Source organism: Brevundimonas bacteroides DSM 4726, assembly GCF_000701445.1.
Taxonomy (GTDB): domain Bacteria; phylum Pseudomonadota; class Alphaproteobacteria; order Caulobacterales; family Caulobacteraceae; genus Brevundimonas; species Brevundimonas bacteroides.
Genome location: NZ_JNIX01000008.1, coordinates 430720 through 457670, shown reverse-complemented (window position 1 = coordinate 457670; position 26951 = coordinate 430720). Strand labels below are relative to the sequence as shown.

At 69.8% G+C, this 26951-nt stretch carries 25 protein-coding genes; 9 read left to right on the top strand and 16 right to left on the bottom strand.

Features of this window, described 5'->3' with window-relative positions; translation table 11 throughout:
• The first annotated feature begins 6 nt into the window (after positions 1-6).
• A complete protein-coding gene (locus Q333_RS0107125) occupies positions 7-1137 on the top strand; it encodes a DNA cytosine methyltransferase (protein ID WP_029416061.1) in 1131 nt (376 codons plus the stop codon).
• Here Q333_RS0107125 and Q333_RS0107120 read toward each other — a convergent pair.
• The 4 genes from Q333_RS0107120 to Q333_RS0107105 all read right to left on the bottom strand — a co-directional run bounded on the left by Q333_RS0107120 (position 1134) and on the right by Q333_RS0107105 (position 5143).
• On the bottom strand, positions 1134-1406 hold the full coding sequence (locus Q333_RS0107120; RefSeq protein WP_029416060.1) for a hypothetical protein: 273 nt from the start codon (positions 1404-1406) through the stop codon (positions 1134-1136). The genes Q333_RS0107125 and Q333_RS0107120 overlap by 4 nt on opposite strands.
• A 53-nt stretch (positions 1407-1459) precedes the next feature.
• Positions 1460-1822, bottom strand: a complete 363-nt coding sequence (locus Q333_RS0107115; protein ID WP_029416059.1) for a YdbL family protein — start codon at positions 1820-1822, stop codon at positions 1460-1462.
• 14 nt (positions 1823-1836) lie between these two features.
• Positions 1837-2031, bottom strand: a complete 195-nt coding sequence (locus Q333_RS0107110) for a YnbE family lipoprotein (protein ID WP_029416058.1) — start codon at positions 2029-2031, stop codon at positions 1837-1839.
• A 76-nt stretch (positions 2032-2107) separates the two neighbouring features.
• The gene (locus Q333_RS0107105) at positions 2108-5143 is read right to left on the bottom strand and encodes an intermembrane phospholipid transport protein YdbH family protein (RefSeq protein ID WP_029416057.1); all 3036 of its coding nucleotides are present in this window, start codon (positions 5141-5143) and stop codon (positions 2108-2110) included.
• 431 nt (positions 5144-5574) lie between these two features.
• Between Q333_RS0107105 and Q333_RS0107100 the strand changes: the two genes are divergently transcribed.
• On the top strand, positions 5575-6915 hold the full coding sequence (locus tag Q333_RS0107100) for a M23 family metallopeptidase (protein ID WP_245591497.1): 1341 nt from the start codon (positions 5575-5577) through the stop codon (positions 6913-6915).
• Between the two features lie 325 nt (positions 6916-7240).
• On the opposite strand, the gene Q333_RS0107095 is transcribed toward Q333_RS0107100, so the two are convergent.
• Positions 7241-7984: an alpha/beta fold hydrolase gene (locus tag Q333_RS0107095; protein ID WP_029416055.1), complete on the bottom strand. Its 744-nt coding sequence runs from the start codon at positions 7982-7984 to the stop codon at positions 7241-7243.
• A gap of 200 nt (positions 7985-8184) precedes the next feature.
• Here Q333_RS0107095 and Q333_RS0107090 point away from each other — a divergent pair, with 200 nt between their 5' ends.
• Positions 8185-9126: a glycosyltransferase family 9 protein gene (locus Q333_RS0107090; protein WP_029416054.1), complete on the top strand. Its 942-nt coding sequence runs from the start codon at positions 8185-8187 to the stop codon at positions 9124-9126.
• 4 nt (positions 9127-9130) lie between these two features.
• Here Q333_RS0107090 and Q333_RS17595 read toward each other — a convergent pair whose 3' ends face one another.
• Positions 9131-9283 (bottom strand): hypothetical protein, encoded by a 153-nt coding sequence (locus Q333_RS17595; RefSeq protein ID WP_157072391.1) that lies wholly within the window; start codon positions 9281-9283, stop codon positions 9131-9133.
• A gap of 143 nt (positions 9284-9426) precedes the next feature.
• Between Q333_RS17595 and cobT the strand changes: the two genes are divergently transcribed.
• The gene (cobT, locus tag Q333_RS0107080) at positions 9427-11322 is read left to right on the top strand and encodes a cobaltochelatase subunit CobT (protein ID WP_029416053.1); all 1896 of its coding nucleotides are present in this window, start codon (positions 9427-9429) and stop codon (positions 11320-11322) included.
• Complete coding sequence (locus Q333_RS0107075) at positions 11319-12260, top strand: esterase-like activity of phytase family protein (protein WP_157072390.1); 942 nt, start codon at positions 11319-11321, stop codon at positions 12258-12260. The genes cobT and Q333_RS0107075 overlap by 4 nt, the downstream gene beginning before the upstream one ends.
• On the opposite strand, the gene Q333_RS0107070 is transcribed toward Q333_RS0107075, so the two are convergent.
• The 4 genes from Q333_RS0107070 to Q333_RS0107055 are packed head-to-tail and all read right to left on the bottom strand — an operon-like array spanning position 12253 to position 15473.
• Positions 12253-13413 (bottom strand): hypothetical protein, encoded by a 1161-nt coding sequence (locus Q333_RS0107070; protein ID WP_029416051.1) that lies wholly within the window; start codon positions 13411-13413, stop codon positions 12253-12255. The two genes, Q333_RS0107075 and Q333_RS0107070, sit on opposite strands and share 8 nt — an antisense overlap.
• 46 nt (positions 13414-13459) lie before the next feature.
• On the bottom strand, positions 13460-13741 hold the full coding sequence (locus Q333_RS0107065) for a DUF427 domain-containing protein (RefSeq protein ID WP_029416050.1): 282 nt from the start codon (positions 13739-13741) through the stop codon (positions 13460-13462).
• A 14-nt stretch (positions 13742-13755) separates the two neighbouring features.
• Positions 13756-14523, bottom strand: coding sequence for an ABC transporter permease (locus tag Q333_RS0107060; RefSeq protein ID WP_029416049.1), 768 nt, complete (start codon positions 14521-14523; stop codon positions 13756-13758).
• Positions 14520-15473 (bottom strand): ABC transporter ATP-binding protein, encoded by a 954-nt coding sequence (locus tag Q333_RS0107055; protein ID WP_029416048.1) that lies wholly within the window; start codon positions 15471-15473, stop codon positions 14520-14522. Before Q333_RS0107055 ends, Q333_RS0107060 begins: the two co-directional genes overlap by 4 nt.
• A gap of 129 nt (positions 15474-15602) precedes the next feature.
• On the opposite strand from Q333_RS0107055, the gene Q333_RS0107050 reads away from it, so the two are divergent.
• From Q333_RS0107050 to Q333_RS0107040, 3 genes are all read left to right on the top strand, one after another.
• Positions 15603-16514, top strand: coding sequence for a DUF1206 domain-containing protein (locus Q333_RS0107050; protein WP_084175821.1), 912 nt, complete (start codon positions 15603-15605; stop codon positions 16512-16514).
• Between the two features lie 83 nt (positions 16515-16597).
• The gene (locus Q333_RS0107045) at positions 16598-17149 is read left to right on the top strand and encodes a lipocalin family protein (RefSeq protein WP_245591496.1); all 552 of its coding nucleotides are present in this window, start codon (positions 16598-16600) and stop codon (positions 17147-17149) included.
• A gap of 13 nt (positions 17150-17162) precedes the next feature.
• A complete protein-coding gene (locus Q333_RS0107040; RefSeq protein ID WP_029416045.1) occupies positions 17163-18476 on the top strand; it encodes a PQQ-dependent sugar dehydrogenase in 1314 nt (437 codons plus the stop codon).
• Positions 18477-18534: 58 nt separating this feature from the next.
• Here Q333_RS0107040 and Q333_RS16915 read toward each other — a convergent pair whose 3' ends face one another.
• Positions 18535-19077: a flagellar biosynthesis protein FlhF gene (locus tag Q333_RS16915; protein WP_029416044.1), complete on the bottom strand. Its 543-nt coding sequence runs from the start codon at positions 19075-19077 to the stop codon at positions 18535-18537.
• Positions 19078-19391: 314 nt separating this feature from the next.
• On the opposite strand from Q333_RS16915, the gene Q333_RS0107030 reads away from it, so the two are divergent.
• On the top strand, positions 19392-21188 hold the full coding sequence (locus tag Q333_RS0107030; RefSeq protein WP_029416043.1) for a long-chain-acyl-CoA synthetase: 1797 nt from the start codon (positions 19392-19394) through the stop codon (positions 21186-21188).
• Positions 21189-21273: 85 nt separating this feature from the next.
• Here Q333_RS0107030 and Q333_RS0107025 read toward each other — a convergent pair whose 3' ends face one another.
• The 5 genes from Q333_RS0107025 to zwf form a co-directional block, all read right to left on the bottom strand.
• On the bottom strand, positions 21274-21558 hold the full coding sequence (locus Q333_RS0107025; protein ID WP_029416042.1) for a hypothetical protein: 285 nt from the start codon (positions 21556-21558) through the stop codon (positions 21274-21276).
• 84 nt (positions 21559-21642) lie between these two features.
• Complete coding sequence (gene glk / locus Q333_RS0107020; protein WP_281173712.1) at positions 21643-22626, bottom strand: glucokinase; 984 nt, start codon at positions 22624-22626, stop codon at positions 21643-21645.
• A gap of 279 nt (positions 22627-22905) precedes the next feature.
• Positions 22906-24780, bottom strand: a complete 1875-nt coding sequence (gene edd, locus Q333_RS0107015; protein ID WP_029416040.1) for a phosphogluconate dehydratase — start codon at positions 24778-24780, stop codon at positions 22906-22908.
• A 3-nt stretch (positions 24781-24783) separates the two neighbouring features.
• Positions 24784-25485: a 6-phosphogluconolactonase gene (pgl, locus tag Q333_RS0107010; RefSeq protein WP_029416039.1), complete on the bottom strand. Its 702-nt coding sequence runs from the start codon at positions 25483-25485 to the stop codon at positions 24784-24786.
• Positions 25475-26935, bottom strand: coding sequence for a glucose-6-phosphate dehydrogenase (gene zwf / locus Q333_RS0107005; RefSeq protein WP_029416038.1), 1461 nt, complete (start codon positions 26933-26935; stop codon positions 25475-25477). Before zwf ends, pgl begins: the two co-directional genes overlap by 11 nt.
• Positions 26936-26951 lie beyond the last annotated feature (16 nt).

The window sequence follows — 26951 nt, the reverse complement described above, 5'->3', positions numbered from 1 at the left end:
CCAAACATGACGATTCGGTCCCGGCCCGCCCCCGAGGCGCTGGAGTTCTTCGCGGGCGGAGGCCTGGCGGGGCTGGGGCTGTCCGGTTTCGACGTCACCTTCGCCAACGACATCGATGCGATGAAGGCGGCCGCGTGGCGGGCCAATCACCTCGGCCGGTTGCACGAGGGCGATGTCTGGGACCTTACAGCGGCGGATGTGCCGGGACGGCCGACGCTGGCCTGGGCGTCTTCGCCCTGTCAGGACGTGAGCCTGGCGGGCGCGCGGGCGGGGCTGGGTGCGCGGCGGTCGGGGGCGTTCTGGGGCTTCTGGCGGCTGATGCAGGCGCTGGATGCCGAAGGCCGGGCACCGCCGATCGTGGTGATCGAGAATGTCGTGGGGCTGCTGACGTCCGGCGGTGGGGAAGACTTCGCCACAGTCTGCCGGGCGATGGCGGAGGCCGGGTATCGCGTCGGGGCGCTGGAGATGGATGCGGCGTTGTGGCTGCCCCAGTCGCGGCCCCGGCTGTTCATCGTGGCCATGCGGGGTGTGACGGGGGCGACGGCGGTCGGGCCAGTGGATCCGTTTCATTGCGCGAGGATCCGTGCAGCGCAGTCGCAGCTGGATGAGGCGACACGGGCGGCCTGGGCGTGGTGGTCCCTCGCCGCGCCAGCCCGCCGGAACGTGCATCTTGCCGACCTGCTGGACGCCGACGACGCGGTCGGCTGGTTCAGCGCGGAGCAGACGCGCGACCTGGTGGCGCTGGCGTCACCTCTGCATCGTCAGAGATTGGAGGCTGCGGCCGCCTCCGGAGAACGGCGGGTGGCGGCCGCCTATCGGCGGGTTCGGGTCGAGGCGGGGCGTAAGGTTCAGCGGCTGGAGCTGCGGTTCGACGGGCTGGCGGGGTGCCTGCGGACGCCCGCCGGCGGGTCATCGCGGCAGTATGTGATCGTGGCCGAGAACGGCCGGGTGTGGGCGCGGCGGCTGACGGCCCGGGAGGCGGCGCGGCTGATGGGGCTGTCGGAGGACTATCGGCTGCCGGCGTCTGAGAGCGCGGGGCTGAAGCTGATGGGCGATGCGGTGGCCGTGCCGGTGGTGCGGGCTTTGTCGGAAGGGTTGCTGCTGCCCGCCTCGCTGGGGGAGCGCGTAGCTGCCTAGCCCTCCCGCCGGTCGCTGCGGCCGGGGTCTAGCGTGTTGTCGACCTGGTCGTCCCAGCCTTCGCGGTGGGACTTGAAGGCCAGGCCCATCAGAAGCCAGGCCAGGCCGACGGTGCCGAGCACGCCCAAGCCCATGGCGATCCAGCCGTGGATGGGCATGGGGCCGCCGCCGATGACGACCCAGAACCAGCCCAGCGCCGCTGTCGCCAGGGCCGAGAGACCGAGCGCGAAGAGGGTGGTCAGGACGTGGCGGACGACGGGGTGACCCATGGACGCGCGACTTAGCACAACCGCGGCCTTGTCGCCCGCGACACGTTGCGCGCCTAGCGCTGGACCCACTGGCCCTGGGCGTTGCGGTACCACTGACCGGCCGGGATGCGGGGCAGGAGCTGGCTCTCGAACATTCGGGCCGCGGCCACCTCGGTCGTGGTGCCGGCGGCGCGGGCGCGTTCGCCGTAGGCGTCGCGGCGGGCGTCGTTCGTGACGGTCACGGCCTGGGTCAGGGGCGCGCCGGTCGAGGGCGTGCGGAAGCCGAGGTAGCCGTCGGCCTGTTCGCCGACGACGCCTCGAGCCTTGGCGTCATCGATCAGGGCCTTTTGCTCAGTGGTCTGACCGAAGGCCGCGCCTGCGGCGACGCCCAGCGCGGCCACGGCGGCGCCGAGCACGAAGAGCTTGTTGAGGGTCATGCGACGGGTTTCCATCAGAACAGGTTCGGGTTTTCGGCCAGCAGGTCGCGCAGTTCCTGATCCAGCCGGACGCGGACGTCGGCGTCGAGGCGGGCGTAGATCTGGATCGGGTCGACCTGAAGTCGGATCGTGGGGGTGCAGCCGGACAGGACCACGGCCGCGCCGACGGCGAGAAGAACGGTGCGGATCACGGTCTTGGGCGGCGTCATCGTCAAGGTCTCCGGCGAAGGAACGCTTTCACTGCCACGGTGGATGCCTGTCGGCGAGTGAATGGGTTGTGAACGGTCAGGGCTGGTCCCCGTTTCGGGCCCGGTTGACCTCCAGCAGGTCCGAGACGAGCTGATTGACGTTGAGCGTGGTGTCGAGCGTCAGGTCGATGCCGGTGTTGGACGGCAGGGGCAGGGGACGGTTCAGGAACTCGCGGCTGATGAGCTCGGCCAGAGACAGGCGAATTTCCTGGCGCTGGGGCGGATCGTGGCGGCCGACGATGCGGAACAGGACGCCGATGCGGCCTTTATCGAGACTGTTCACGTCAGCCGACAGGACGTCGAAGGCCAGGTTCTCCATGGCCTGATAGGCCAGGTCCTCGACCGTGCCGGGCGGGACGGCGCCGCCGCCTCCGGCCTCGAGCCCTGTCAGCGCTTCGCGCTGGATGGAGAGGCGGCCGGGCTGGTCGGCGGCGAGGCGGCCGCCGGTGATGCGTACGCCCATGTCGGGATCATAGGTGAAGGGCAGACGGCCGGAGACGATGGCGTCCAGCGCCACCTTGTCGCCGAAGCCCGATCCGGCGATCAGCTCGCCCAGCTGAACCCGCTCCAGCACGAGGACGCCGGAGAAGGGGCGGCGGTCCAGGGGGACGCTGAAGGGTTCGATCCGGACCGTCCCGCCCGCCGCCTGGATGGCCCCGCCGTCGACGGTGATGGCCGCCTTGTCGAGCGCGAAGGTCAGATCCAGTTCCGTGAAGGGGGCGATCGACTCCAGCGTGGCGACGCGCAGGGTCTGGCCGGGGGCGGTGGTGAGCGGCGCGAGATTGATGAAATCGATGGTCCCGGTCAGGCCCTTCACCGGACCAGCGGGACTGGCGAAGTCGATACTGGGGATGATCAGGCGGCCGGAGCTGGAGCCGCCCTCGGGCAGGTCGGGGCTCCAGTCGATGCGGCCCGTGAAGGCCGCCGAACCGGTGGCGGGGGACTGGACGAAATCGGCGGCGAGCGGGCTGAGGTCGGCGGGCTGGAGGCTGCCTTCGGCGAAGGTCAGGGCAGGCGCGTCGATGGCGACGCCGCCGCGACCGGTGGTTCCGTCGTGAGCGAGGGTGAGGCGGCCCAGCGTGTTGCCCGAGCGGGCGAGGTCGAAGGCGCCGGACCACTGCTCGCTGGCCAGACCGGCGCGGCCCTGGGCGGTCAGGGTGTTGAAGCGACGGGGCGTGGTGGTGTCGTTGATGGTCGCAGTCTGGATGCGGGCATCGAGGCCGAGACCGGCGCAGGAGCCGGTCGCGGTGAGGGTTCCGGAGGCGTCGGTGAAGGCGAGCGCGAGGAAGGGGGCCTGGGCGGTCACGTCGCGAAGCGCACCGGTCACGCGCCAGCCGCCGTTCTGGGCGACCAGCAACGGCTGGGCCGTCGGGCAGAGGCGGCCAGAGATGTCGGTGACGTCGTTCTCGTCGAGGTCAAGGCGGTCGACGGTGACGCCCAGGCAGTCGGAGGGGACGTAGGTGACGCGGCCGTCGTCGCTGGCCAGGAGGCCGGCCGTGCGGATAGCGACGCCGCGGGCAGGGGTGAAGTCGAGGCCCGCCCGGCCGTCGATCCGGGCCTGGAAGCCGCCGGGCGTCAGGCGCCAGTCGGGGATGGCGAAGGCGGCCTCGGGCAGGCCACGACCGCGCGTGGCGGTGAGGGTCAATGCTCCGCCGCCGGACTGTCCCGGGCGGGCCTCGAAGATCGGGCGGCCGGCGGGCGACAGGGTCAGGACGCCGCCGTTGGCGGGGATGATGCGGGCGGGCTGGATCAGGGCGACGCGGACGCCCTGATTGTTCGAGGTCAGGCGCGACGAGGGCGCGGACAGGGAAAAGGCGCCGAGCGCGCGCTTGAGCTCGGCGAGCTCCGGCGCGTCGTCGCGGGCGACGGCGCCGAACAGCGGCCAGGCGCCTTGGGCGGCGGCGACGGAGCCGGTCAGGGTCAGGGGCGTGGCGTCGTTCGAGGCGTAGACGAGGGTCTGGCGGCCGGTCACGCCCGATAGCACGAGGTCGCCCGAGGTGACGCGGGCCATGCGGCTTCGCACGGGGCCGGAGACGGAGAGACGCCCGCCGTCGACCCTGGTCGCAGCGACGCGACCCTCGGCCAGGGTGACATCGGCGCTCGTCGCGGTGGCGGCAGGGGTGATGAGACGGCCGGCGACGAGCCGCGCCGTGGCCGCGCCCTCGAAGCCGAGCGTGTCGATCCAGCCGATGACGCCTCCCCGGCTCGCCACGGTGAGGACGGCGTCCTCGGCGACGGTCCCACCGAGCGCCAGGCGGTCGCCGGTCAGCCGCAGATCGATCTCGGCCCGGCCGTCGCCGCGTCGGGCCTCCATGTCCGGGTAGGCGAGGGCGCCGGTCAGCGCGAGGTCCAGATTTCGCCCCTGGGCGCCCGTGGCCTCGAGGGATCCGGCTTGGAGGTCCAGTCGAAGGGCGACGCGATCGCCGGTCGTCGTCAGGTCCAGCGTCCCGCCCACGCCGCGGGCGTCGATATCGCCGCTGCGCAGGCTGGCCCTGGGCATGCGGGCGGCGAGCCGCATCAGCCTGCCGTCGTCGATCCGGGCGTCGGCCAGCAGCGACACCGGGCCGTACTCGGTGTCGAGCCGAAGACGGCCGGTCTCGACGATCACCACGGGACCGCGCGTCTCCGGGCGGGGCGGTCGGTCGGAGAACTCCTCGATCAGGGGATCGAGTGAGCCCAATGACAGTTCGCCGTCGCGCCAGCGGGCCCGCATGACGGGGCGCACCAGGCGGATGCGCGACGGGGTCACGCTCATGCCGCCGACGGCCCAAGGCATGGCGAGCGCGTAATCGACCTCGACCCGCTCAATGGTCACGTCCGGATTGGCCGGGTCGCCGATGCGGACGCGGCCGACGAAGCCGTCCAGCTCGATCCGCTCCACCTCGACCTCAGAAGGAATGCCGCGGTCATCCAGCCAGCCGACCAGAACCTCGCGGGCGGCGGCGCGGCGGTTGATCCAGGTCAGGGCGGTCAGCAGGGCGGCGATCAGGATGAAGACCAGAAGTCCGATCAGGACGAGACGCGGCCAGACGGGACGTCGGCGCCCGATGGGAGCGGTCGCGGGTTCGGTCACCGGCTCAGTCACTGGGCGACCCTGTCCAAATGCGGGACGCCAGGCGCGCACAGATCAGTCGAGATGTAAGGGGCTGAAACAGCCGTGGCCGGGCCGCCACATTGAGTGACATCGAGGCCACTTTGAGTGCAGCGACGTTTCGCCCCGGTTCGGCGTGATTCAGCGAGGGCAGCATCGGCGCGCATAGCTTGGCGATAGACTGTCGCGAATGCTGTCGGAATACCCAAAACGCCTCCGCTCTACCCGAGCGCCTCACAGCGGTTAATCATTTGTAACGACCCTGCTTCCCAAGATGGCGTCGGCGGGCTATAGGGCTTGCCTCGCGGCCCGGGGGGACTTGGGCGCGATCCTTGCTTTGAGTGGGTTTGGCGCCGTCTGGCGTCGTTGTTCGCCGGGGACCGATGGCTCAGTTCGATCCGCGCCGTCAGCCGATGCGTTTTGCGCCGCATCTCCTGACCGCCGCTGCTGCCCTGACCGTGGCCACGCTTGCGGGCCGGGTTTATCAACCCGCTCAGGCCGAGCCGGTTCCGGAACTGACCATACAGCAGATCGCCGCCCTCGAGGCTCAGGCCTTCGCCGCCGCCGGCGCGCCCGCCGGCCTCACCGCCCCCGAAGCCATTCCTGTACAGATCCGCCGTGGCGAGACCTTCGAAGAGGCCGTCCAGCGCACGGGCATCAGCGACGCCGAGGCCCAGGCCGTCGCCGCCACCGTTTCCAACGCCTATGACGTCTCCCAGATGCAGGCCGGCCTGCGCTTCGAGACCGCCATCGCCCGCCCGCGCGGCGGCCGGGGCGACGCCCGCCTGATCGGCCTCACCATGCGCACCGGCCCGGCCAGCCAGCTGACGGTGTCGCGCAGCTTCGACGGCGCCCTTCGTCTGCGCGAGCTGGAAGAGCGGGTCACCGAAGAGACTGTTGTCCTGACGTCGGAAGTCCGCGGCTCGCTGTCGGCCACGGCCCAGCGCATGGGCGCAGACGCCGCCATCCGCCGCGCTGCCACCCGCATCTTCGGTCACCGCTTCGACCTGGAACGCGACATCCGGGCGTCCGACGAGTTCACCCTGGTGTACGACCGCATGGTCACCGAGAACGGCCGTACGGTCGACACCGGCGACCTGATCTATGCCGAGCTGAAGGGCGTGGCGTTCTATCGCTATACGCCCGCCGGCGCGCGCGAGGCCCAGTACTTCGACGCCTCGGGCAAGAACATCCGCTCGTCCATGATGCGCACTCCGCTGTTGCGCGGTTTCCGTGTCTCGTCGTCGTTCGGCGTGCGGACCCACCCGATCTCGGGGTTCCGCCGCATGCACCAGGGTATCGACTTCGCCGCCGGGACCGGCACGCCGATCGTGGCGCCCGCCGATGGCGTGGTGGTCGAGGCGCGTCGCTGGGGCGGTTACGGTAACTGGCTGCGCATCCGCCACGCCAACGGACTGGAAAGCGGCTACGGCCACCTGTCGCGTTACGGCTCGGGCATCCGCGCCGGGCAGCGCGTGACCCAGGGTCAGGTCGTGGCCTATGTGGGTTCGACCGGCGCATCGACCGGTCCGCACCTGCACTACGAGATCTGGCGCAACGGCCAGCGGATCAATCCGACCAGCATCCGCGTCGATGTCGGCACCGAGCTGACCGGGGCCGATCTGGCCGGCTTCCGCGCCGAGAAGGCCCGGATCGACCGCATCATCGCCGCCGGCGGCCAGCGCCGCCCGGTCGTGATGCGCGCCTCGGCCCCCGGCCTGCGACCGGCGGCTCCGGCCGCGACGCGGTCGTAATCGAGCCTCGCGCCCGCTTGTCGGGTTGCGGAACCGGCGGCGGTTTCATCACAACGAGCTCAACGGGTTCACGAAGGACACGGCGGGACCGAGTGCGCGGTCGAGGGCGTCGATCCGTCACGTCGAGGTCCGTGTTTTTGTGTGTTGGGACGCTTCGCGTCGATAGATCGACCGGCGGCGGAGCCGCCCTTTCGTCTCTCGACCTTTCCGGTGACTGGTCGGCGACCTGACCGCCTGTTCGGTCTCGCCGTGTCCTTTGTGAACCCGTTGTGTTCGTTGTGATGAAACTCCAACAGCCCACGCCGCACGATTTCGAGAACGACGCTCAGCCTCTTCGGATCGCTTCCACCGCCTCGACCAGCCGCGCCAGATCGCGCGGCGCCGACAGGCGATGATCGCCGCTCTCGATCAGGTCCAGTCGTACGTCGCCGCCGGTCAGGCGCTCGGTCAGGGCGATGGCGTGCGTCCAGGGGACGGTGTCGTCGGCTCGGCCCTGAAGGACGTGGATGGGCGCCGAGATCTGGATCGGGCCATCCAGCAGCAACCAGTCTCGCGCTTCCTCGAACATGCGTCGGGTCAGGACGTACTCGCCCAGACCCTGCTCGACGATCGTCGCCTCGCCGTCGCGCAGGATGGCCTGGCGGGTGTGGTCGGGAAGCGAGGGCCACATGAGGTGATCGGTGAAGTCCTGAGCCGGGTTGATGAGGACGAGGCCCGCCATGCGGTCTGGCCGGGCGAGCGCGGCGAGCAAGGCGACCCAGCCCCCCATCGAGGAGCCTACGGGTATGACGGGGCCATCCAGGTGGTCGATCAGGGCGATGGCGTCCTCGCGCCAGCGGCCGATCGTGGCCTGACGCCAGTCGCCCGACGACTGGCCGTGGGCGAAGTGGTCGTAGCGGACAAAGGACCAGCCGCGCTCTCGGGCGGCCGCGTCAAGCGCCAGTGCCTTGGTTCCCTCCATGTCGGAGCGGAAGCCGCCGATCCAGAGGACGCTGGGGCCGGTGCCGTCGACTCGTTTGAAGGCCAGGGTCTCGCCGTCGGGGCGGGGGAGGGTGTCGAAGTCGGTCATGCCCCACTTTCGTCATTCCGGGCGGAGGCGCGCAAGCGCCGGAGACCCGGAACAGGGCGGCGCCGAAGCGTAGCGAAGGCGAAATGCTTCAGCGAGTTGCATCCGCGACAGGTTCGCGCTTTCGCGCGCCGCCTTGTTCCGGGTCTCCGCTGCGCTGCGCCCGGAATGACGAAAGGATGGAGAGCCGCTATGAGCGCCGCATGAGCACCAAGGTCCTGTTCGTCACCTCCAACCGCATCGGCGACTGCGTCATCTCCTCGGGCGTGATCCGCGAAATCGCGCGCCAGGCGCCGGGGGCGGAGATCACCGTGGCATGCGGGCGGCCCCCCGCGCCATTCTTTCGCTCGGGGCCGGGGGTGGAGCGGGTCATCGTGCTCGACAAGAAGAAGGCGGCCGGACACTGGGTCGACCTGTGGAAGCAGGTGGTCGGCACGCACTGGGCGATGGTGATCGACATCCGGGGCTCGGCGCTGGCGTGGCTGCTGCGGGCGGACCGGCGGATCGTCTATTCGCGCAGGTGGGAGACCGGCCTGCCCAAGGTCGAGATGGTCACCCGGCTGGTGGGGGCCGCCGAGCCGCTGGAGCCCGAGATTTTCCTGGACGAGACGGCGCGCGCGGACGCCGCCGCCGTGATCGATCCGCGTCTGGCCGGGCGGCCGGGTCCCGGGCCAATCCTGGCGGTCGCACCCATTGCGCATCAGCCGGGTAAAAGCTGGCCGGCCGATCGCTGGGGCGAACTGGTGGGGCGGCTCATGGAGGAGCCCCGCTTCGCCGGCTGGCGCTTCATGGCCGTAGGCGGACCGGGCGACCACGCACCGGCGGGTCCAGCGCTGGAGACGGCGGGGAACCGGGGCATCGACTTCGTCGGCAAGGGCGACATCCTGGCCTCGGCGGCGGCGATCGACCGGGCGACCCTGTTCGTGGGCAACGACTCCGGCCTGATGCATGTGTCGGCGGCGCTGGGGAAGCCGACGCTGGGGCTGTTCGGGCCGACGGAGTGGTGGCTCTATGGACCGCGCGGGCCGAGGACGGCGATCGCGGCGTCCAATCCGGTGCGTGGCGAGTTCGCCCCGATCGAGGCCCTGACCGTGGATCGGGTGTTCGAGGCCGTTCTGGCGCTCTACGACGCCCACGTCGGCTGAGGCGTCAGGCGATCACGGCTGCGGCGTGCTCCAGCATGAGTACGGACGCATAGAAGGTCGCGGTGAACGAGGCGCAGAAGAAGAAGGCGTCGCGCCAAAGCTGGTGGCGAGGCCGGATCTGAAGGCTGGGCGGCAGACGGACGGGCAGTTCCCTCATGACGCAACTCCGAGGCGTGACAAGGAAGGATGAGCCCCGTTCCCTGACGCGCGGTGAAGAAACATGGTCAGCGCCGCATTCGCCATGTCGATGCGGCCTCGACGCTCTGGCCCCGTCGCTTCCGACCGACTAGGTGTCTGGCCATGCCTCCCGCCGACAGCCCGCAGGACGTCTTCAAGCGCGCGCTCGCCCATGCCGCGCGGGCTCTGGCCGAGCAGCCGGAGCTGGAGGTGGTGTTCGGGTCCGAGGGGCCTCGGCTCGTGGAGGGCGTGCTGACCTTGCCGCATCCGCCCCGGACGGCGTCCGAGGCCGAGAGTGCGACGCTGAGGGGGCAGGCGGACCGGTTGGCGTTGAGGCTGGCGAACCACGACGCCGGCGTTCATGCGCGGGGCCGTCCATCCGACAGTCGGGCCGCCGAGGTGTTCGACGCGGTCGAGCAGGCACGGGTGGAGGCGCATGGGTCGCAGTCCCTGGCCGGCGTGCGCGCCAATATGGACGCGGCGCTGCTGACCCGGCTGGAGAAGCTGGGGGCGCTGCGGGTCACGGACGCCGAGCGGGTGCCGGTGCCGGAGGCCGTGGCCCTTCTGCTGCGCGAGCGGGTGACGGGGCGGCGCAGTCCGGACGGGGCGGGCGCGATGCTGGACCTCGTGCGCGAGGCGCTGGAGGGCAAGGCGGGCGCAGAACTGGACGCGCTGGCGGCGACGGCGGGCGACCAGGCGGCGTTCGGGGCGGCGATGAAGGACGTGCTGCGGGCGCTGGATCTGGATCCCGGCGACGGGCGTGGCGACGATGCGTCCGATGACGCCGGCGAGGAGGAGCCCGAGCCCCAGGCCCCCGACCCGTCCGAGGACGATCAACAGGACGAGGAGGACGACGGCGGGGGCGAGGGTGGCCAGTCGATGGACGGCCGCTCCGAGGACCAGACCTCCGAACAGGACCGCGAGGCCCAGCAGTCCGGCCAACCGGCCGAGCGCGACGGCGACCAGGCCGATGACGGTCCTGACGTGGCCGAGGGCGCCCTGCCGAACCGTCAGGAGAACGCCGACGACGGGCGGGCCATCGACGCCTATCGGGTGTTCACGACGGCCTATGACGAGGTGATCGACGCCGCTGATCTGTGTGATCCGATGGAGCTGGAGCGGCTGCGGAGCCTGCTGGACCAGCAACTGACGGTGCTGTCCTCGGTGGTGGCGCGGCTGGCCAACAAGCTTCAGCGGCGGCTGATGGCGCAGCAGAACCGGTCCTGGGCCTTCGACCTGGAAGAGGGCGTGCTGGACACCGCGCGCCTGACCCGGATCATCATCGATCCGACCAGCCCGCTCAGCTTCAAGGCCGAGAGCGAGAGCCCCTTCCGGGACACGGTGGTGACCCTGTTGCTCGACAACTCTGGCTCCATGCGCGGGCGGCCGATCATGGTGGCGGCGGTGTGCGCCGACATCCTGGCGCGGACGCTGGAGCGGTGCGGGGTCAAGGTCGAGATTCTGGGCTTCACCACCCGGGCGTGGAAGGGCGGGCAGAGCCGCGAGGCCTGGATCACGGCGGGCAAGCCGGCCATGCCGGGCCGTCTGAACGACCTGCGCCACATCATCTACAAGGCCGCGGACGCGCCGTGGCGGCGGGCCAAGAAGAACCTCGGCCTGATGATGCGCGAGGGCCTGCTGAAGGAAAACATCGACGGCGAGGCCTTGACCTGGGCGCACGAGCGGCTGATCGCGCGGCCCGAGCAGCGGCGCATCCTGATGGTGATTTCCGACGGCTCGCCGGTCGACGACTCGACCCAGTCGGCCAATGCGGCGCTGTATCTGGACAAGCATCTGCGGCAGGTGATCGAGCGGATCGAGACGCAGTCGCCCGTCGAACTGATCGCCATCGGCATCGGCCACGACGTCACGCGCTGGTATCGCCGGGCGGTGACGATCGTCGACGTGGAACAGCTGGCGGGCGTCATGATCGAGAAGCTGGCCGAGCTGTTCGAGACGGCCCCGAAGGAGAGCGGTGGACGCGGCGGCGCACGGCGCGGCCTGAAGCGGGCGGCGTGAGGCGGGTGGCGCTGCGGGCTCTGGGGGTCGCGGCGCTGCTCGGCGCGGCGGCCTGCGCGGGGGTGGCGACGACGACGGCGCCGACGACGGGCGGCGACCGACCTGTGCGGATCGAGGCGAACCGCACGCCGCTGGGCCTCGGCGGCGCAGAGCTGGCACCCGGCGTGCGCTATGCGGGCGGGCTGACGCTGAGGGGCGAGGCGCTGCATGGCCTGTCGGATCTGAAGGTCGTCGCAGATCGCGCCTGGGTCGTGTCGGATTTCGGCAACATGATCCGCTTTACACTGGTGCACGACGACGCGGGTCGACTGGTTGGGGCCGAAGCGGCAGCGGCCCGGTCGCTGACCGGCCTCGACGGGACCGTTCTCGAAGACAAGGCGGGTGCAGACGCGGAGGGGCTGGCCATTCTGCCGGACGGGCGCGTCCTGGTCGCTTTCGAGCGGGACCATCGCATCTGGTCCTATGGAGCCGGCGGCGAGGAGCGCCCGACGATCGTCGCCGCGCCTGATGTCGACCTGCCCGAGAATGCCGGTTTCGAGGGCTTGGCGCCCGCCGAAGGCGGGTGGCTGGTTCTGGGCGAGGAGGGCGGAGGTTGGCTCTGCGCCCCAACCTGCGCACCGTTCGGCGACCTCGCCCCCGCCGACGGCTATCGCTTTACCGGTGCGGACGCCGACCCGTCGGGCAAGGGCTGGTTCGTGGTCGAACGATTCTACAGCCCCCCGCTGGACATGCGGGCGCGGGTGCGTCGGTTGTCGGCCGAGGGCGTGCTGTCCGAGCCGCTGATCGAACTGCGCCCGCCCGCGTCCGTGGACAACTTCGAAGGCGTCGCCGCCGTGGCGAGCGCGTCTGGGACGCGGCTGTATCTGCTCAGCGACGACAACGACAATCCTGTGCAGAAGACCCTGCTGCTGGCGTTCGACCTGGCCCCGCTCATTTGAGCGGCTGAGGCCGGGTCGCGATCGGGGCGTCGGGGTCGGTCGGCGCGGGGGTCGCGGCCGTGGGCGGTTCGACCGCGAGGGGGGCGGTGTCGATCACGGGCGGTGTGACGGGCTCGGCGACCGGGGGCGTGACGACGCGGGGCGCGGGCTGCGAGGTCGTCGCGCTGGTCGCAGGGGCCGGGCGCGCGGGCCGGGTGGCCGCGACAACCGGGGTCGCTCGTTCGACGACGGCAGGCTCGGGCGCCTCCGCCGTGACCGTCGGGACGGGTTCGGCCACCAGAGCGGGGGCAGCCTCGATCGTCGGAGTTACCTCGGCGCCCGGTGCGGCAGGAGGCGGGGCGTCCATGTCGAGCGCAGGGGCGTCGCCCGCGGGCAAGGTCGCGACCCAGACGAAACCGGCGACGACCACCACGGCCCCGACCACGGCGGCGATGCGCCAGGTGTCGTTGGTCTTCACCTTCTCGATGACGGCACCGACCTGGGCGTAGAGGGTCGGGGTGACGACAACCGAGGGGATGGCGCGCGGATCGGCGGTCTGGTTCTGGGTCGTCGAGAGCGGCGGGGGCATGGTGTCGATCTGCTCGGGGGCCTCGGGCTCGACGATGATCTCGACGGCGGGCGCGGGTCGGGCGGCCGGGCGGACGGGTTCCGGCTCGACGATGGTCTCGAGGATCGGTTCGGCGGGGGCTTCCGGCTCGGGTTTGGGCTCGGCGTAGTCCTCCACCACGGGCGGTTCCGGTTGGGCGGGCGGGCTGACGGGCGGTGTCTCGGCAGCGGGCTCGGCCAACGGGGCACCCTTCGCCTCAGCCGCCTTGCGGGTTTGCCGAGGCTTGGCGGCGGGTTCGGGCGGGGTCTCGACGGGTTCGGGCTCGACGACCGGCGGGATGTCGAACGCGGCTTCCGGGGCGGCGCGCGGGATCATGGAGCCGCTGAAGATGTCGCCGGTGGGACGCGGCGGGGCGGCCGGGCGCGGCGGCTGTGGCCGCATGGGCTGGGTCCAGCTCTGCGGCGGGCGGGGCAGGGGGCCGGCGCGGAACACGGTCTCGGGCGGGCGACCCCAGACGATGCGGCCGCGCACGAAGGGCTCGGGCGAGGCCCCCTGAGACGGGCCGGGCGACGGCGTCTTGGGATCGTTCGGCGGCGTGTCGGACATGGCGACGTCTTAAACTGGAGAGACGTGGCGGTCCAATGGCGAAGGGCTAGCGGACCTCGACGCCCTTCCAGAAGGCGATCCGGTCCGCGATCTCGGCGGCGGCCGACTTGGGCTCCGGATAGAACCAGGCGGCGTCCTTGTTCTCTTTCCCGTCGACGACGATGGAGTGGTAGGACGCCGTGCCCTTCCAAGGGCAGACCGTGGTCGTGGACGAGGGGCGCAACACGGCCGGATCGACGGCGTCGCGCGGGAAGTAGTGGTTGCCTTCCACCACCACCGTGTCGTCGCTGTCGGCGATGACGGCGCCGTTCCAGAGGGCCTTGGGCATGAGGGTCGCTCCGTTCAGTTCTTGAGGCGGTAGCCGGTCTTGAACATCCAGCCGACGATGGACAGGCAGATCAGAAAGAAGGCGATCATGGCGCCCGCGCTGACGCCCACGCCCACGTCCGAGAGCCCATAGAAGGCCCAGCGGAAGCCGTCGATCAGATAGACCACCGGGTTGAAAAGGGTGACCGTGCGCCAGGCGGGCGGCAGCATGTCGATCGAATAGAAGGCGCCGCCCAGGAAGGTCAGGGGCGTGACCACCAGCATGGGGATGAACTGCAGCTGCTCGAAGCTGTTGGACACCAGGCCGATGATGAAGCCGAACAGGCTGAAGGTCACCGAGATCAGCACCAGAAAGCCGATCATGGCGAGCGGGTGCTGGACCTGGAGCGGCACGAACAGAGTGGCGGTGGCCAGAGTCATCAGGCCGACGATGAGGGACTTGGTCGCGGCGGCGCCGACGTAGGCGGTGACCGTCTCCAGCGGCGAAAGGGGCGCAGACAGGATCTCGTAGATCGTGCCCGTGAACTTGGGAAAGTAGATGCCGAAGCTGCCGTTGAAGATCGACTGGGTGAAGACCGACAGCATGACCAGGCCCGGCACGATGAAAGCGCCGTAGGGCACGCCGCCGACCTCTTCCATGCGGCCGCCGATGGCCGAGCCGAACACGACGAAATAGAGCGCTGTCGTGATGACCGGCGTCACCAGGCTGCCGAAGACGGTGCGGCCGAAGCGGGCCATTTCGAAGCGGTAGAGGGCCCAGACGCCCCAGCCGTTGAAGGTCATTGGACGGCTCCGGCGCTGGCGGGGGGCGTGTCGCGGTGGACCAGGCTGACGAAGATATCCTCCAGCGAGCTCTGGCGGGTGTTGAGGTCCTTGAAGGCGATGCCGAGATCGGACAGGCGGCGCAGCAGGGACGGCACGCCGGTGCGCTCGGCGTTGGAATCGAAGACGTACTCCAGCTCGTGGCCGTCAGCCTTCAGCGTCAGGTCCCAGTCCGACAGCTCGGGCGGCAGGGCCGTCAGCGGGTCCTGCAGGTTCAGCGTGAGGGTCTTCTTGCCGAGCTTCGTCATCAGGGCGGTCTTCTCCTCGACCAGGATCAGCTCGCCCTTGAGGATGACGCCGACGCGGTCAGCCATCTCCTCGGCCTCCTCGATGTAGTGAGTGGTCAGGATGATGGTGACGCCGCGCTCCCGAAGCTGGCGGACCAGCTCCCACATGTCGCGGCGCAGCTCGACATCGACGCCGGCGGTGGGTTCGTCGAGGAACAGGATGTCGGGCTCGTGGCTGAGTGCCTTGGCGATCATGACGCGGCGCTTCATTCCGCCCGACAGGGTCATGATCTTGTCATTGCGCTTCTCCCACAGGGAAAGGTCCTTCAGGACCTTCTCGACGAAGCCGGGGTTGGGCGGGCGGCCGAACAGGCCCCGGCTGAAGGTGACGGTCGCCATGACCGTCTCGAAGGCGTCGGTGGTCAGTTCCTGGGGCACCAGGCCTATCTTCATGCGGGCCTGACGGTAGTCCTTTAGTATGTCGTGGCCGTCGGCGATGACCGTGCCCGTCGAGGGCGTGACGATGCCGCAGATGATGGAGATCAGCGTGGTCTTGCCCGCGCCGTTGGGGCCAAGCAGGGCGAAGATCTCGCCCTTGCCGATCTGGAGATCGACCGTCTTCAGCGCCTGATGGCCGCCCTTGTAGGTCTTGGTGACGCCCTGGATGTCGATGACCGGCGGCATGGCGAGCCCCTGAACCCGGCCGCAGTGCCGTGGCCGGAATATGGCGTGCATCGGATGCGGCTCAAGGGGCGGGCGGAGCCATTTGCGGTCACGCCGCGTTTCACGGCGTCGCTTTCCAAAGGAGCCTCGATGGCCGACGTCTTCGCCCCCATTCAGGATGTGCGCGCCCGCCTGGCGGCGCTGGGCGAGGCGGGGCGTGGGCGGTTCGCCATCCTGAGGCGCGTGCCGCCGCTCCAGGTGCTGCTCGAGTGGGCGGCGCGGATCGGGTACGGGGCCCGGGGCTTCGTCTATGTCTCGATCGGGGTGATCTGCCTGATGGCGGCGCTCGACATGACGGGTGACGCGGTGGGCTCCAGCGGCGCGGTCGCCATGATCGCGGACCAGCCGTTCGGACGGGTCTGGCTGATCCTGCTGGGCCTTGGGCTCTGGGCCTTCGTATCATGGCGCGTGCTGCAATCGGTGTTCGACGCGGACCGGGAAGGCACGTCGAAGAAGGCGCTGGTGCTGCGGGCGGGGCAGGCGGCGAGCGCGGTCTTCTACGGCCTGCTGGCCTCGACGGTGTTCGAGTTCCTGGACGAGTACGAGCGGTCGACGGGCGCCGACGACGTCGCCGAGAACCAGCAGAAGGCGGCCGAGGTTCTGGCCCTGCCGTACGGCGACTGGCTGCTGATCGGGGTCGGTCTGGTCATCCTGGGCGTCGGGGTCGGCAACGTCATCAAGGGCTGGAAGGCGGACTTCGGCGAGGCGCTGGCCTGCTCGCCCGACCTGTGCCGCAAGGTCTCGCCCATCGCGCGGGCGGGCTACATCGCGCGTGGCCTCGCCTATCTGCCGCTGGGCGTCTTCGTGTCGCTGGGCGGATGGCGCGCCAGCGCCGAGGAGGTGACGGGGTTCGGCGCGGCGCTGGACGCCCTGGAGCGCCAGCCGGGCGGGAGCTGGGTGCTGGGGCCGACCGCGCTGGGGCTGATCGCGTTCGGACTGTTCGCCTTCGTGGAAGCGCGGTTTCGCCGGATCCGGCCACCGCGCGACCTGACGCCGGGGTGAACACGGTGCCGCGCGCTTTCGCCGCGTCCGGATCGGGAACCTGAGCCGTATCTTCGGTCTTCCAGCACAAGACCGGAGCCGCCGTGACCTTCTCCAGACTGACCGCCGCCTTGGCGATGAGCGTCGCCCTCGGGCTGGGCGCGTGCGCGACTTCGATCCCCGCCGATCAGGTGCGGGCCCCGCAGCCGACCAAGCCCGTCGATCTGCAGCGGTTCTACGCCGGCCGCTGGCTGGAGGTGGCGCGGTTGCCGATGCGGCTTACGGACGGCTGTGTGGCGGCGACCACCGACTACGTCATCGTCTCGCCGACGCGCGTTGACCTGCGCGACGCCTGCCGTCAGGGCGGGATCGATGGCCGCGAGCGGGCCGTGGGCGCGGCCGGGATCATTCTGGACCCTGGCTTCAACGCCAAGCTGAGGGCTCCCTATTTCGGCGGGTTCGTGACTTGGGAGTACTGGGTGCTGGACCGGGCCGACGACTACAGCTGGTTCATCTCGGCCGATCCGCGCTTCGAGAAGCTGTGGATCTATACCCGCACCTCACCGTCGCCGACGGAGCTCGCCGCCCTGGTCGAGCGGGCCCGCGCGCTGGGCTATGATGTGAGCCGCCTCGAGTTCCCCGAAACCGCCCCCTGAACGGAGCCGCCTGATGCGTCTGAAGTTCCTCGCCGTCTCGCTCGGCGCGCTTACACTGGCCGCTTGCGGAGGTGGGCCGCTGGCGCCCGACGGCGCGACGTATGGGCCGAACCCGACGCTGGTGCAGCCCAACAGCCGGCCGCTGCCGCTGGTGAACATCGCTCCGGCGGTGGGGTGGCCCGAGGGCCAGACGCCGACCGCGCCGCAGGGCTATGTCGTCCAGGCTTTCGCTTCGGGGCTGGATCATCCGCGTTGGCTGTATCGCCTGCCGAACGGTGACGTGCTGGTCGCCGAGACCAACGCGCCGCCCAAGCCTGAGGACAAGCAGGGCGGCATTCGCGGATGGGTCATGGGGCTCGTCATGGGCAGGGCGGGCGCGGCGGTGCCGAGCGCCGACCGCATTACCCTGCTGCGCGACGGCGACGGGGACGGCGTGGCGGAGACCAAGACAGCGTTCCTCGAGAACCTCATGTCGCCGTTCGGCATGGCGCTGGTGGGCGACCGGCTGTTCGTCGCCAATGCCGACGCCGTCGTGGCCTTCCCCTATCAGACCGGTCAGACGCGGATCGACGCCGCGCCGACGAAGATCGCCGACCTTCCGGCCGGGCGGAACCACCACTGGACCAAGTCGCTTGTCGCCTCGGCCGATGGGACCAAGCTCTATGTCGGGGTCGGTTCCAACTCCAACATCGCCGAGCACGGCATTGACGAGGAGCTGAACCGCGCAGCGATCCTGGAAATTACCATCGCGACCGGGGCGACCCGAGTGTTTGCTTCCGGTCTGCGCAATCCCGTCGGCCTGGCGTGGGAGCCGGTGACGGGTCAGCTGTGGACGGCGGTGAACGAGCGCGACGAGCTCGGCAACGATCTCGTGCCCGACTACATGACCTCGGTGCGGGACGGCGGCTTCTATGGCTGGCCGTGGAGCTACTATGGCCAGACGGTGGATAGGCGGGTGAAGCCGGAGAATCCGGAGGCCGTCGCCCGCGCCCTGCGGCCGGACTATGCGCTGGGCGCGCACACAGCCTCGCTGGGGCTGCACTTCTACGACGGGTCGTTGTTGCCGGCGGCCTATCGCGGCGGGGCGTTCGTGGGCCAGCACGGCTCGTGGAACCGCGAGCCCAAGAGCGGCTACAAGGTCGTGTTCGTGCCCTTTGCGAGCGGTCGACCGGCCGGGCCGCCGCAGGACTTCCTGACCGGCTTCCTGAACGCGGAGGGCGAGGCGTTGGGCAGGCCAGTTGGGGTGATCACCGATGCGCGAGGCGCGGTGCTGGTGGCCGACGACGTTGGCAATGTGATCTGGCGGGTCGCGCCGGCGGCCCGCTGAGGATGCGAAAAAACCCCCGGAGCGATCCGGGGGCTTCGTCGTTCTCAAGGCGTCTCGATCAGTTCAGCGGTGCCGGGGTGATGGCCGGGGCTGGGCTCTCGGCCGACGCGGGCTGGCTGTTCAGCGTCGCCGTATAGGGCTGGGGGCCGGTCGGCTCCACCGGAGCCGGTTCAACGACCGGAGCCGGTTCTACCGGCGCGGCGCGGCGCTCGACCGGCTGGCGACGCTGGACCGCCGGGGGCGGGGCGGGCGGCGCTTCACGGACGATCGGCGCGGGGGCGGGAGCGGCCTCGGTGATCGTCACGTTCGACGGCAGACCGGTCGCCAGCGCATTCGGGGCGGTCGAGCTTTCCAGCGGAGCGGTCTGCGCCATCGGCGCAGGCTCTTCGGTCGCGACCAGCGACCCTTCGCCTGTCTCGCCGGACATCATCACGGCCGCCGCGCCGCCGATGAGGGCCAGCGCGCCGACAGGGGCGAGGATCATCCAGGCGCGAACGCCGCCCTTCTTGCGAGCCCGACCCGTGCGGGCGTAGCGGGGAACAAAGACCTCGTCACGGACAGGTTCGTTGCGCAGATTATCGTCGGTATAGGTCACAGTCATCTGTGGTCCTCCTCGGTGAGGCGTGAATAACCAGCATCGTCGAGCGAGGTTCCGGAAAGAAAAGGGTGACCACGAAGAAACACCATCCTCGCCACAAAGCTGCACCGCGTCTCTGGCGATTGCGGCGAAAACGGTGCTCGGTGAAAGATCGAGGTCGCCTGCATTGACCTTGCGTCAACCGGGTCGGCGGCGCCACGCCCCGGCGGAAACGTTCAATCTGGTTTGTGACGGATTCTCCCGCCGGTTGACCCGACGCCGCCCGTTGTCCATCACGGAAGCCTGTCCTTTGCGCCTCACACGGAGTGACCGAGACCATGGGTCTGGCGGCCAATATCCGACGCGACCTCAAGTTCGCCGCCGGCCTGCGCCGTCTGTTGAAGCGCATCAAGCCGATCAGCCTGGATAGCGAGGTCCTGGTCTGCGACGACTTCGAAGAGGCCGTCGACAAGTTCGGCGATAGCATCGCGCTGGAGGACGAGACCCGGTCGCTGACCTATCGCGACCTGGACGGCATGTCCAACCGCTATGCCCACTGGGCGCGGGGACGCAACCTGCGCCGGTCCGACGTGATCGGCCTGGTCATGACCAACCGACCCGAGTTCATCGCCGCCTGGATGGGCTTTTCCAAGGTCGGCATCGCGACGGCCCTGATCAACACCAACCTGACCGGGCAGGCCCTGGCGCATTGCCTGAACATCGCGGGCGTGTCCCAGGTCGTGGCCGACGAGGAGACCTGGAAGAAGTGCGAGGAGGCCCGGCCCTTCGTCACTCGGACCATGATGCTGTGGGTGCTGGGCCTGCGCGGCGACGACGAGACGTCCGAGCGCCGGAGCCTGGACAACGCGGTGCGCAGCGGTTCGTCGGTGCGGCCGCCGAAGTCGGTGCGCGACGGCCTGACCAACCGCGACACGGCGCTCTACATCTACACCTCCGGCACGACGGGGATGCCTAAGGCCGCCCGCATCCATCATGCCCGGGCGCGGACCTATATGCGAGCGTTCGCTGGGGCCACGGCGACGACCGAACAGGACCGGGTGTTCAACGTCCTGCCGCTCTATCACTCGACGGGCGGTCTGGTCGGGCTGGGGCCGGCGTTCCTGAACGGCGGCCGGCTGATCCTGCGGCGCAAGTTCTCGGCCTCCAGCTTCTGGAAGGATGTGAACGCCACCGGCGCGACGGTCTTCGTCTACATTGGCGAGCTGTGCCGCTACCTGGTGAACTGCCCCGAGCAGGAGGGCGAGCGGGGGCACAAGCTGCGGCTGGCCTTCGGCAACGGCTTGCGGCCCGACGTCTGGCCCGAGTTCCAGGAGCGGTTCGCCATTCCGAACATACTGGAGTTCTATGGCTCGACCGAGGGCAACGTCTCGGTCTTCAACTTCGACGGCAAGCCGGGGTCGATCGGCCGGGTGCCCAAGTTCCTGAAGAAGCAGATCAACATCCGGCTGGTGAAGTTCGACATCGACTCCGAGATGCCTGAGCGCACGGCGAACGGCTTCTGCATCGAGGCGAAGCCCGGGGAGATCGGCGAGGCCATCGGACTGATCGGCAACGACATCCGCCACGACTTCTCGGGCTATGCCGACAAGGCGGCGTCGGAGAAGAAGATCCTGACCGACGTGTTCCAGCGGGGGGATCGCTGGTTCCGCACCGGTGACCTGATGCGGCAGGACAGTGAGGGCTATTTCTACTTCATCGACCGGATCGGCGACACGTTCCGCTGGAAGGGCGAGAACGTCTCGACCGCCGAGGTCGAGCAGCGGCTGACGGACGCGCCCGGCGTCAAGGAAGTCATCGCTTACGGCGTGCCGGTGCCCGGCGCGGAGGGCAAGGCGGGGATGGTGACGTTGGTGGTCGAAGGCAAATTCGCGCCCAAGGCCTTTGCCGAATACGCCGACGCCCAGCTGCCGCACTATGCCCGGCCGGTGTTCGTCCGCATCGCCAAGACGCTGGAGACGACAGGGACGTTCAAGTACCGCAAGGTCGATCTGGTCGCCGACGGGTTCGATCCCGCGAGGGCGTCGCCCGTGTATCTGCGCGGCGGGAAGGCTGGCTATCAGAAGCTGACGGCGGAGGGCTTCGAGGCCATCCAGAGCGGGCAGAACCGAGTTTGACCTGACAGCGAAACGCCCCCGCCGCGGACGCGACGGGGGCGGTCTTCCGAAGGATCGGCGGGGTCATGAGGCCCGCCGGGTTTCCTTAGTTGGCCGGCGGGATCGCCGGGGCCATGGCGCCGTTCGGGTCGGACGGCGAGGTGTTCGGCGAGTTCTCGGTCGTCATGCCGCCGTCGGCGTTGCCGGCTTGCTGCTCGATGCGATCGGCCTCGGCGTTCAGGGCCTGCTCCTGGGCTTCGGTCGGGGCGGCGGCGGCCTGTTCTTCCAGGGCGTCGGCCTGTTCTTCGGCGGCCTCGTCGGCGGGCGACTGGCAGGCGGCGAGGCCGGCCATGGCGGCGACGGCGATGGCGGTGATGGTCAGCTTACGCATGGGATATCCTTCCAACAGTGGAGCCTGTCGAACGCCGTCGATCACGTTCGGTTCACGCTCCCGTGAAGGAATTCACAACATAGGTTAGCCGGCCTCGGCGAAGGCCACCCGCGCGGCGCCCAGAAGCGCAGCGTGCCTGTGGGTGATCACCCACGTGGGGATGTCTGCCATGTAGTCCTTAAATCGACCCTTGCGCTCGAACCGGCGGCGGAAGGGGCTGGCCTGCAGGAAGTCCAGGATACGCGGCGCGATGCCGCCGGCGATGTAGACGCCGCCCCGCGCCCCGGTGGTCAGGGCGATGTCGCCGGCGACGGCGCCGAGGATGGCGCAGAAGCGGGCGAGCGTCGCGCCGCAGGGGCTGTCCCAGTCCTCCAGCGCCTCTCGTGTGATCTCGGCGGGATCATCGATATGGGTCTCGCGGCCCTCGATGCGGGCGAGCGCGCGGTGCATGTTGAGCAGGCCAGGGCCGCAGATCAGGCGCTCGATCGAGACGCGGTCGTAGCGTTCGCGCAGGATGCGCAGGATCTCGTCCTCGATGGGGTCGCCGGGCGGGAAGCAGGCGTGGCCACCCTCAGACGGCATGGCCATCTCCTGGCCGTGGGCGTTGCGGATCAGTGCCGAGACGCCGAAGCCCGTGCCCGGCCCGAGGACCGCCAGCGTCGCGTGCGGGTCGCCGGCCTCGGGGCCGCCCAGGTGGACGAGGTCGGACGCGGGCACGATCGGCGCGCCCCAGGCGAGCGCCTCGAAGTCGTTGATGAGCTTGACGGGATTGAGCCCCAGCGTCGCCAGTTCGGCCTCCGACACCGCCCAGGGCGAGTTGGTCAGGTCGATGGCGCCGTCCTCGACCGGCCCGGCCACGGCGATGACGCCGCCCGACGGCTTGACCTCGCAGCCGTCAATGAAGGCCGCGACGCCTTTCAGGAAGGTCGGATACTGCTCGGCCGGGAAGCTCTCGTGGTGCTCGAGAACGGGCAGGCCGTCCTGCCAGGTGGCGATGGCGAAACGGGCGTTGGTGCCGCCGACGTCGCCGACGAGGAGGGTGCGGGGTTCGCTCATGGCCTTGACCAGGTCTGGGGCTGAGGGTGGCGGTTCATCACGGAGAGCACGGAGGATTCACAAGGGACACGGAGAGACCGAGCAGGGTGGGAGGGGTCGACCGGTCAACCCGAACAGCATGCCACGAAGAGGATGGACGCTTCGCGTCGATGCGGGTCTTCGGCGGCGAAGCCGCCCTTCCAGAGGATTCCGACCTCAGAGGTGAGCGGTCGACGCGGTGACCGTCCGCTCGGTCTCTCCGTGTCCTCTGTGAACCCTTGGTGCTCTCCGTGATGAACCTCTTCGCTTCACTCATGCGTCGATGGCCCGGTTCTGAATGTTGGGGTCGGCGACCTCGCGCAGTTCCGGCTGGCGCGGCGTCGGCCTGGTCTGAAAGCAGACGGAGGCGCCTTCCTCGGCCGAGGACACGGCGGACCGGAACGCGCCGAACAGCTCGCGGCCATAGCCCCAGGACTGGACGTCCTCGGCGGTCGCAGCAGGGCGGGACGACAGGTCGGCGGTGGTGGTGAGCACCCCGGCCTCGGAGTCGAGGCGGACGATGTCGCCGCTCTGGATGAAGGCGAGCGGGCCGCCTTCCAGCGCCTCGGGCGTGACGTGGATGGCGGCGGGGGTCTTGCCGGACGCGCCCGACATGCGGCCGTCGGTGACGAGGGCGATGGGCACGCCCCGGTCCTGAAGCACGCTCATGAGCGGCGACAAGGAATGCAGCTCGGGCATGCCGTTGGCCTTGGGTCCCTGGAAGCGCAGGACGATGACGCCGCCCTGATCCAGCGCTCCGGCCTTGAAGGCGGCGAGCACGTCTTCCTGGCTGTCGAAGACGTGGGCGGGGGCCTCGACAATGCGGTGCTGGGGCTTGACCGCCGAGATCTTGATGACGGCGCGACCAAGATTGCCGTGAACGAGGCGCAAGCCCCCTTCCTTGTCGAACGGGTCGGACACGGGGCGGAGGATCTCTGTGTCGAGGCTCTGGGCCACGCCGTCGCGCCAGACCAGTTCGCCGTCCACCATCGACGGCTCCTGGAAGTAGTGGTGGATGCCAGGGCCCATCACGGTCTGGACATCCGAATGGACGTGGCCGGCCTGCGCCAGCTCGCGCGTGACGAAGGCGACGCCTCCGGCAGCCTGGAAGGCGTTCACGTCGGCCGAGCCGTTGGGATACACCCGCGCCAGCAGCGGCGTGACCGAGGACAGCTGGTCCATGTCGGTCCAGTCGATCAGGACGCCCGCCGCCCGCGCCATGGCCACGAGGTGGATGGCGTGGTTGGTCGAGCCGCCGGTGGCGAGCAGGGCCACGATCATGTTGACGACGGACTTCTCGTCGACGACGTCGGCCATGCGGCCGGTCCCGTTCTCGGCCAGCTTCACCGCCTGCTTGGCGGCGGCGGCGGTCAGGGCGTCACGCAAGCCCGTCTCCGGGTGGACGAAGGCGGTGGAGGGCATGTGCAGGCCGCAGATCTCCATCATCATCTGATTGGAGTTGGCCGTGCCGTAGAAGGTGCAGGTGCCAGGCGAGTGATAGGAGCCGATCTCGCTTTCCAGCAGGGTCTGGCGATCGACTTTCCCTTGCGCGTATTCGGCGCGGACGCGGGCCTTTTCGGCGTTTGGGATGCCGCTGGGCATGGGTCCGGCCGGGGCGAAGACGACCGGCAGATGGCCGAACGCCAGCGAACCCATGAACAGCCCAGGCACGATCTTGTCGCAGACACCCAGGCACAGGGCGGCGTCGAAGGCGTCGTGCGTCAGGGCCACGCCGACCGACATGGCGATGACGTCGCGGCTGAACAGCGACAGCTCCATGCCCGGGCGGCCCTGGGTGACGCCGTCGCACATGGCGGGGGTTCCGCCCGCGACCTGGGCCGTGGCGCCGACTTCGCGCACGGCCTTGCGGACCACGTCGGGGAACCGCTCGAACGGCTGATGCGCCGAGAGCATGTCGTTGTAGGCGGTGACGATCCCGACGTTGGGCGTCTTGCCCGTCATGGCCGTCAGCTTGTCGGCGATGGTCTGGCCGGCGAAGGCGTGGGCCCAGTTGGCGCAGGACAGCTTGGCGCGGCCGACGCCGCTGTCGCGCGCGGCGTCCATGCGGCGGAGGTAGTCGGCACGGGTCTCGCGCGAGCGGGCGACGATGCGGTCGGTGACTTCCTTGACGACGGGGTGCAGGGACATGGCTTAGCCTTCCGTCCAGACGACTTCGAGCGGGACCTTGGCCGCGATCAAGGCGGCGATGGGCTGGATGGCGGGATCGCCCTGGGCCTCGCGTTCAAAGACGGAACGCTTCACCGAGCCCTTCAGGCCCAGGATGACGCGACCGGCCGACATCAGCCAGGGCAGGTTGATCGACAGCCGCTCTTGCGGCGGGGCGGCGCCGTCGCGGCCGGGCGGGACGCCGAGCACAGTGGGCTTCAGCGTCGGCGTCAGCAGGGTCTTCAGCGTCGGGCTGTCGGGGAACATGGAGCAGATATGGCCATCCTCGCCCATGCCGAGAAGGACGGCGTCGAAGCGGTCGCCGGCCTGGACCAGGGCGTGGGCGGCCAGAGCGGCGGCGCGGTCGACGGTGACGGCGGGGGAATAGAGCGGGATGAAGCGGGCGGCGGCGGCCGGGCCTTGCAGCAGGACGTCGCGGATCAGGCGGGCGTTGGACTCGGGCGAGGTTTCCGGGACGTGGCGCTCGTCCACTAGGGTGACCGCGATGCGATCCCAGCCGATGTCGGCCTGGGCGAGACGGGCGTAGATCGGCGACGGCGTGGTGCCGCCGGGACCGGCGAAGACGGCGCGGCCGTTGGCGAGGACGGCGGCGGCGAGGGTTTCCTCCAGCCGCGCAGCGATGGCGGCGGCCCAGGTGGAGGTGTCGGAGAAGGTCTCAACCTGCATTGGTCTTCCACTCCCGGCCCGTCCGCGCCAGCAGCAGGTCGGCGGCGTTCGGGCCCCAGGTCCCCGCGCGATAGGGCATGGGCTTGACCTTGCCTTCGGCCCAGGCCTCGGAGACGCCGTCGACCCACTCCCAAGCCTTTTCCGCCTCGTCCCGACGGACGAACAGGGTGGAGTCGCCCGCCATGGCGTCCAGCAGCAGGCGCTCATAGGCGATGCGGCGGCGCGGCGGCTTGGCGCCCTTCTGGTTCACGCCCCAGGACAGGGACATGTCGATGCGCTGGAGCTGCATCTTCTGATCCAGACCCGGCCGCTTGTTCATCACGGTGAGGGAGATGTCCTCCTCGGGCTGGAGCTCGATCACCATGCGGTTGGCGCGGACCTCGCCGCGACTGTCGCGGTCGAAGATGGAATGCGGCACCGGCTTGAACTGGATGACGATCTCGGTGCGCTTCTCGGGCAGGCGCTTGCCGGTGCGCATGAAGAAGGGCACGCCGGCCCAGCGCCAGTTGTCGATGTCGGCGCGGATGGCGACGAAGGTCTCGGTGTCGCTGTCGGCCCCGCGCTCCTCGTCATAGCCCTTGACCCGCTGGCCCTCGACGGAGCCCGAGACGTACTGGCCGCGCACGGTGACACGGTCGACCTCGTCTGTCGTGACGGGGCGGAGCGACCGCAGCACCTTGACCTTCTCGTTGCGGACGGAGTCCGGGTCGAGGTCCGAGGGCGGCTCCATGGCGACGAGGCACAGCAGCTGCAGCATGTGGTTCTGGAGCATGTCGCGCAGGGCGCCGTACTCGTCGTAGTAGGGCCAGCGGTCGCCGACGCCGACGGTCTCGCCCACCGTGATCTGGACGTGGTCGATCGACAGGTTGTTCCAGAGCGGCTCGAAGATGGTGTTGCCGAACCGCAGGGCGATCAGGTTCTGGACCGTCTCCTTGCCGAGGTAGTGGTCGATGCGGAACACCTGATGCTCGCCGAAGGCGTCGGCGACCGCATCGTCGATGGCGCGGAAGCTCTCCAGGTCGCGGCCGACGGGCTTTTCCAGAACGACGCGGTCCTCGGGCTCGGCCAGGCCCGCCGCGCGCATGGCGGTGACGATGCGGGCATAGAGCGACGGCGAAACGGCGAGGAAGGAGGTCACCGAGCCCGAGCCGACCTTGTCGCGCAGGGGCTTGAGGCTTTCCGCCGAGGTGGCGTCGACGGCGAGGTAGTCGAGACGGGCTTCCAGTTTCGCCCAGGCGTCGGCGGACCAGGCGTCGTCGGCTTTCGCCTTGCCCTCGACGGCGGCGCGGACCTTGGCCACGTATTCCTCGCGGGTCTCTTCGGAGCGCGCCGCGCCGATGATCTTCAGGCCGTCGGGCAGAAGGCCGTCGTGCTCGAGGAAATAGAGCGACGGCAGGAGCATCCGCATCGCCAGATCGCCGCCGCCGCCGAACAGCACCAGTGCCGTCATGCCCGCCCGTCTCCTT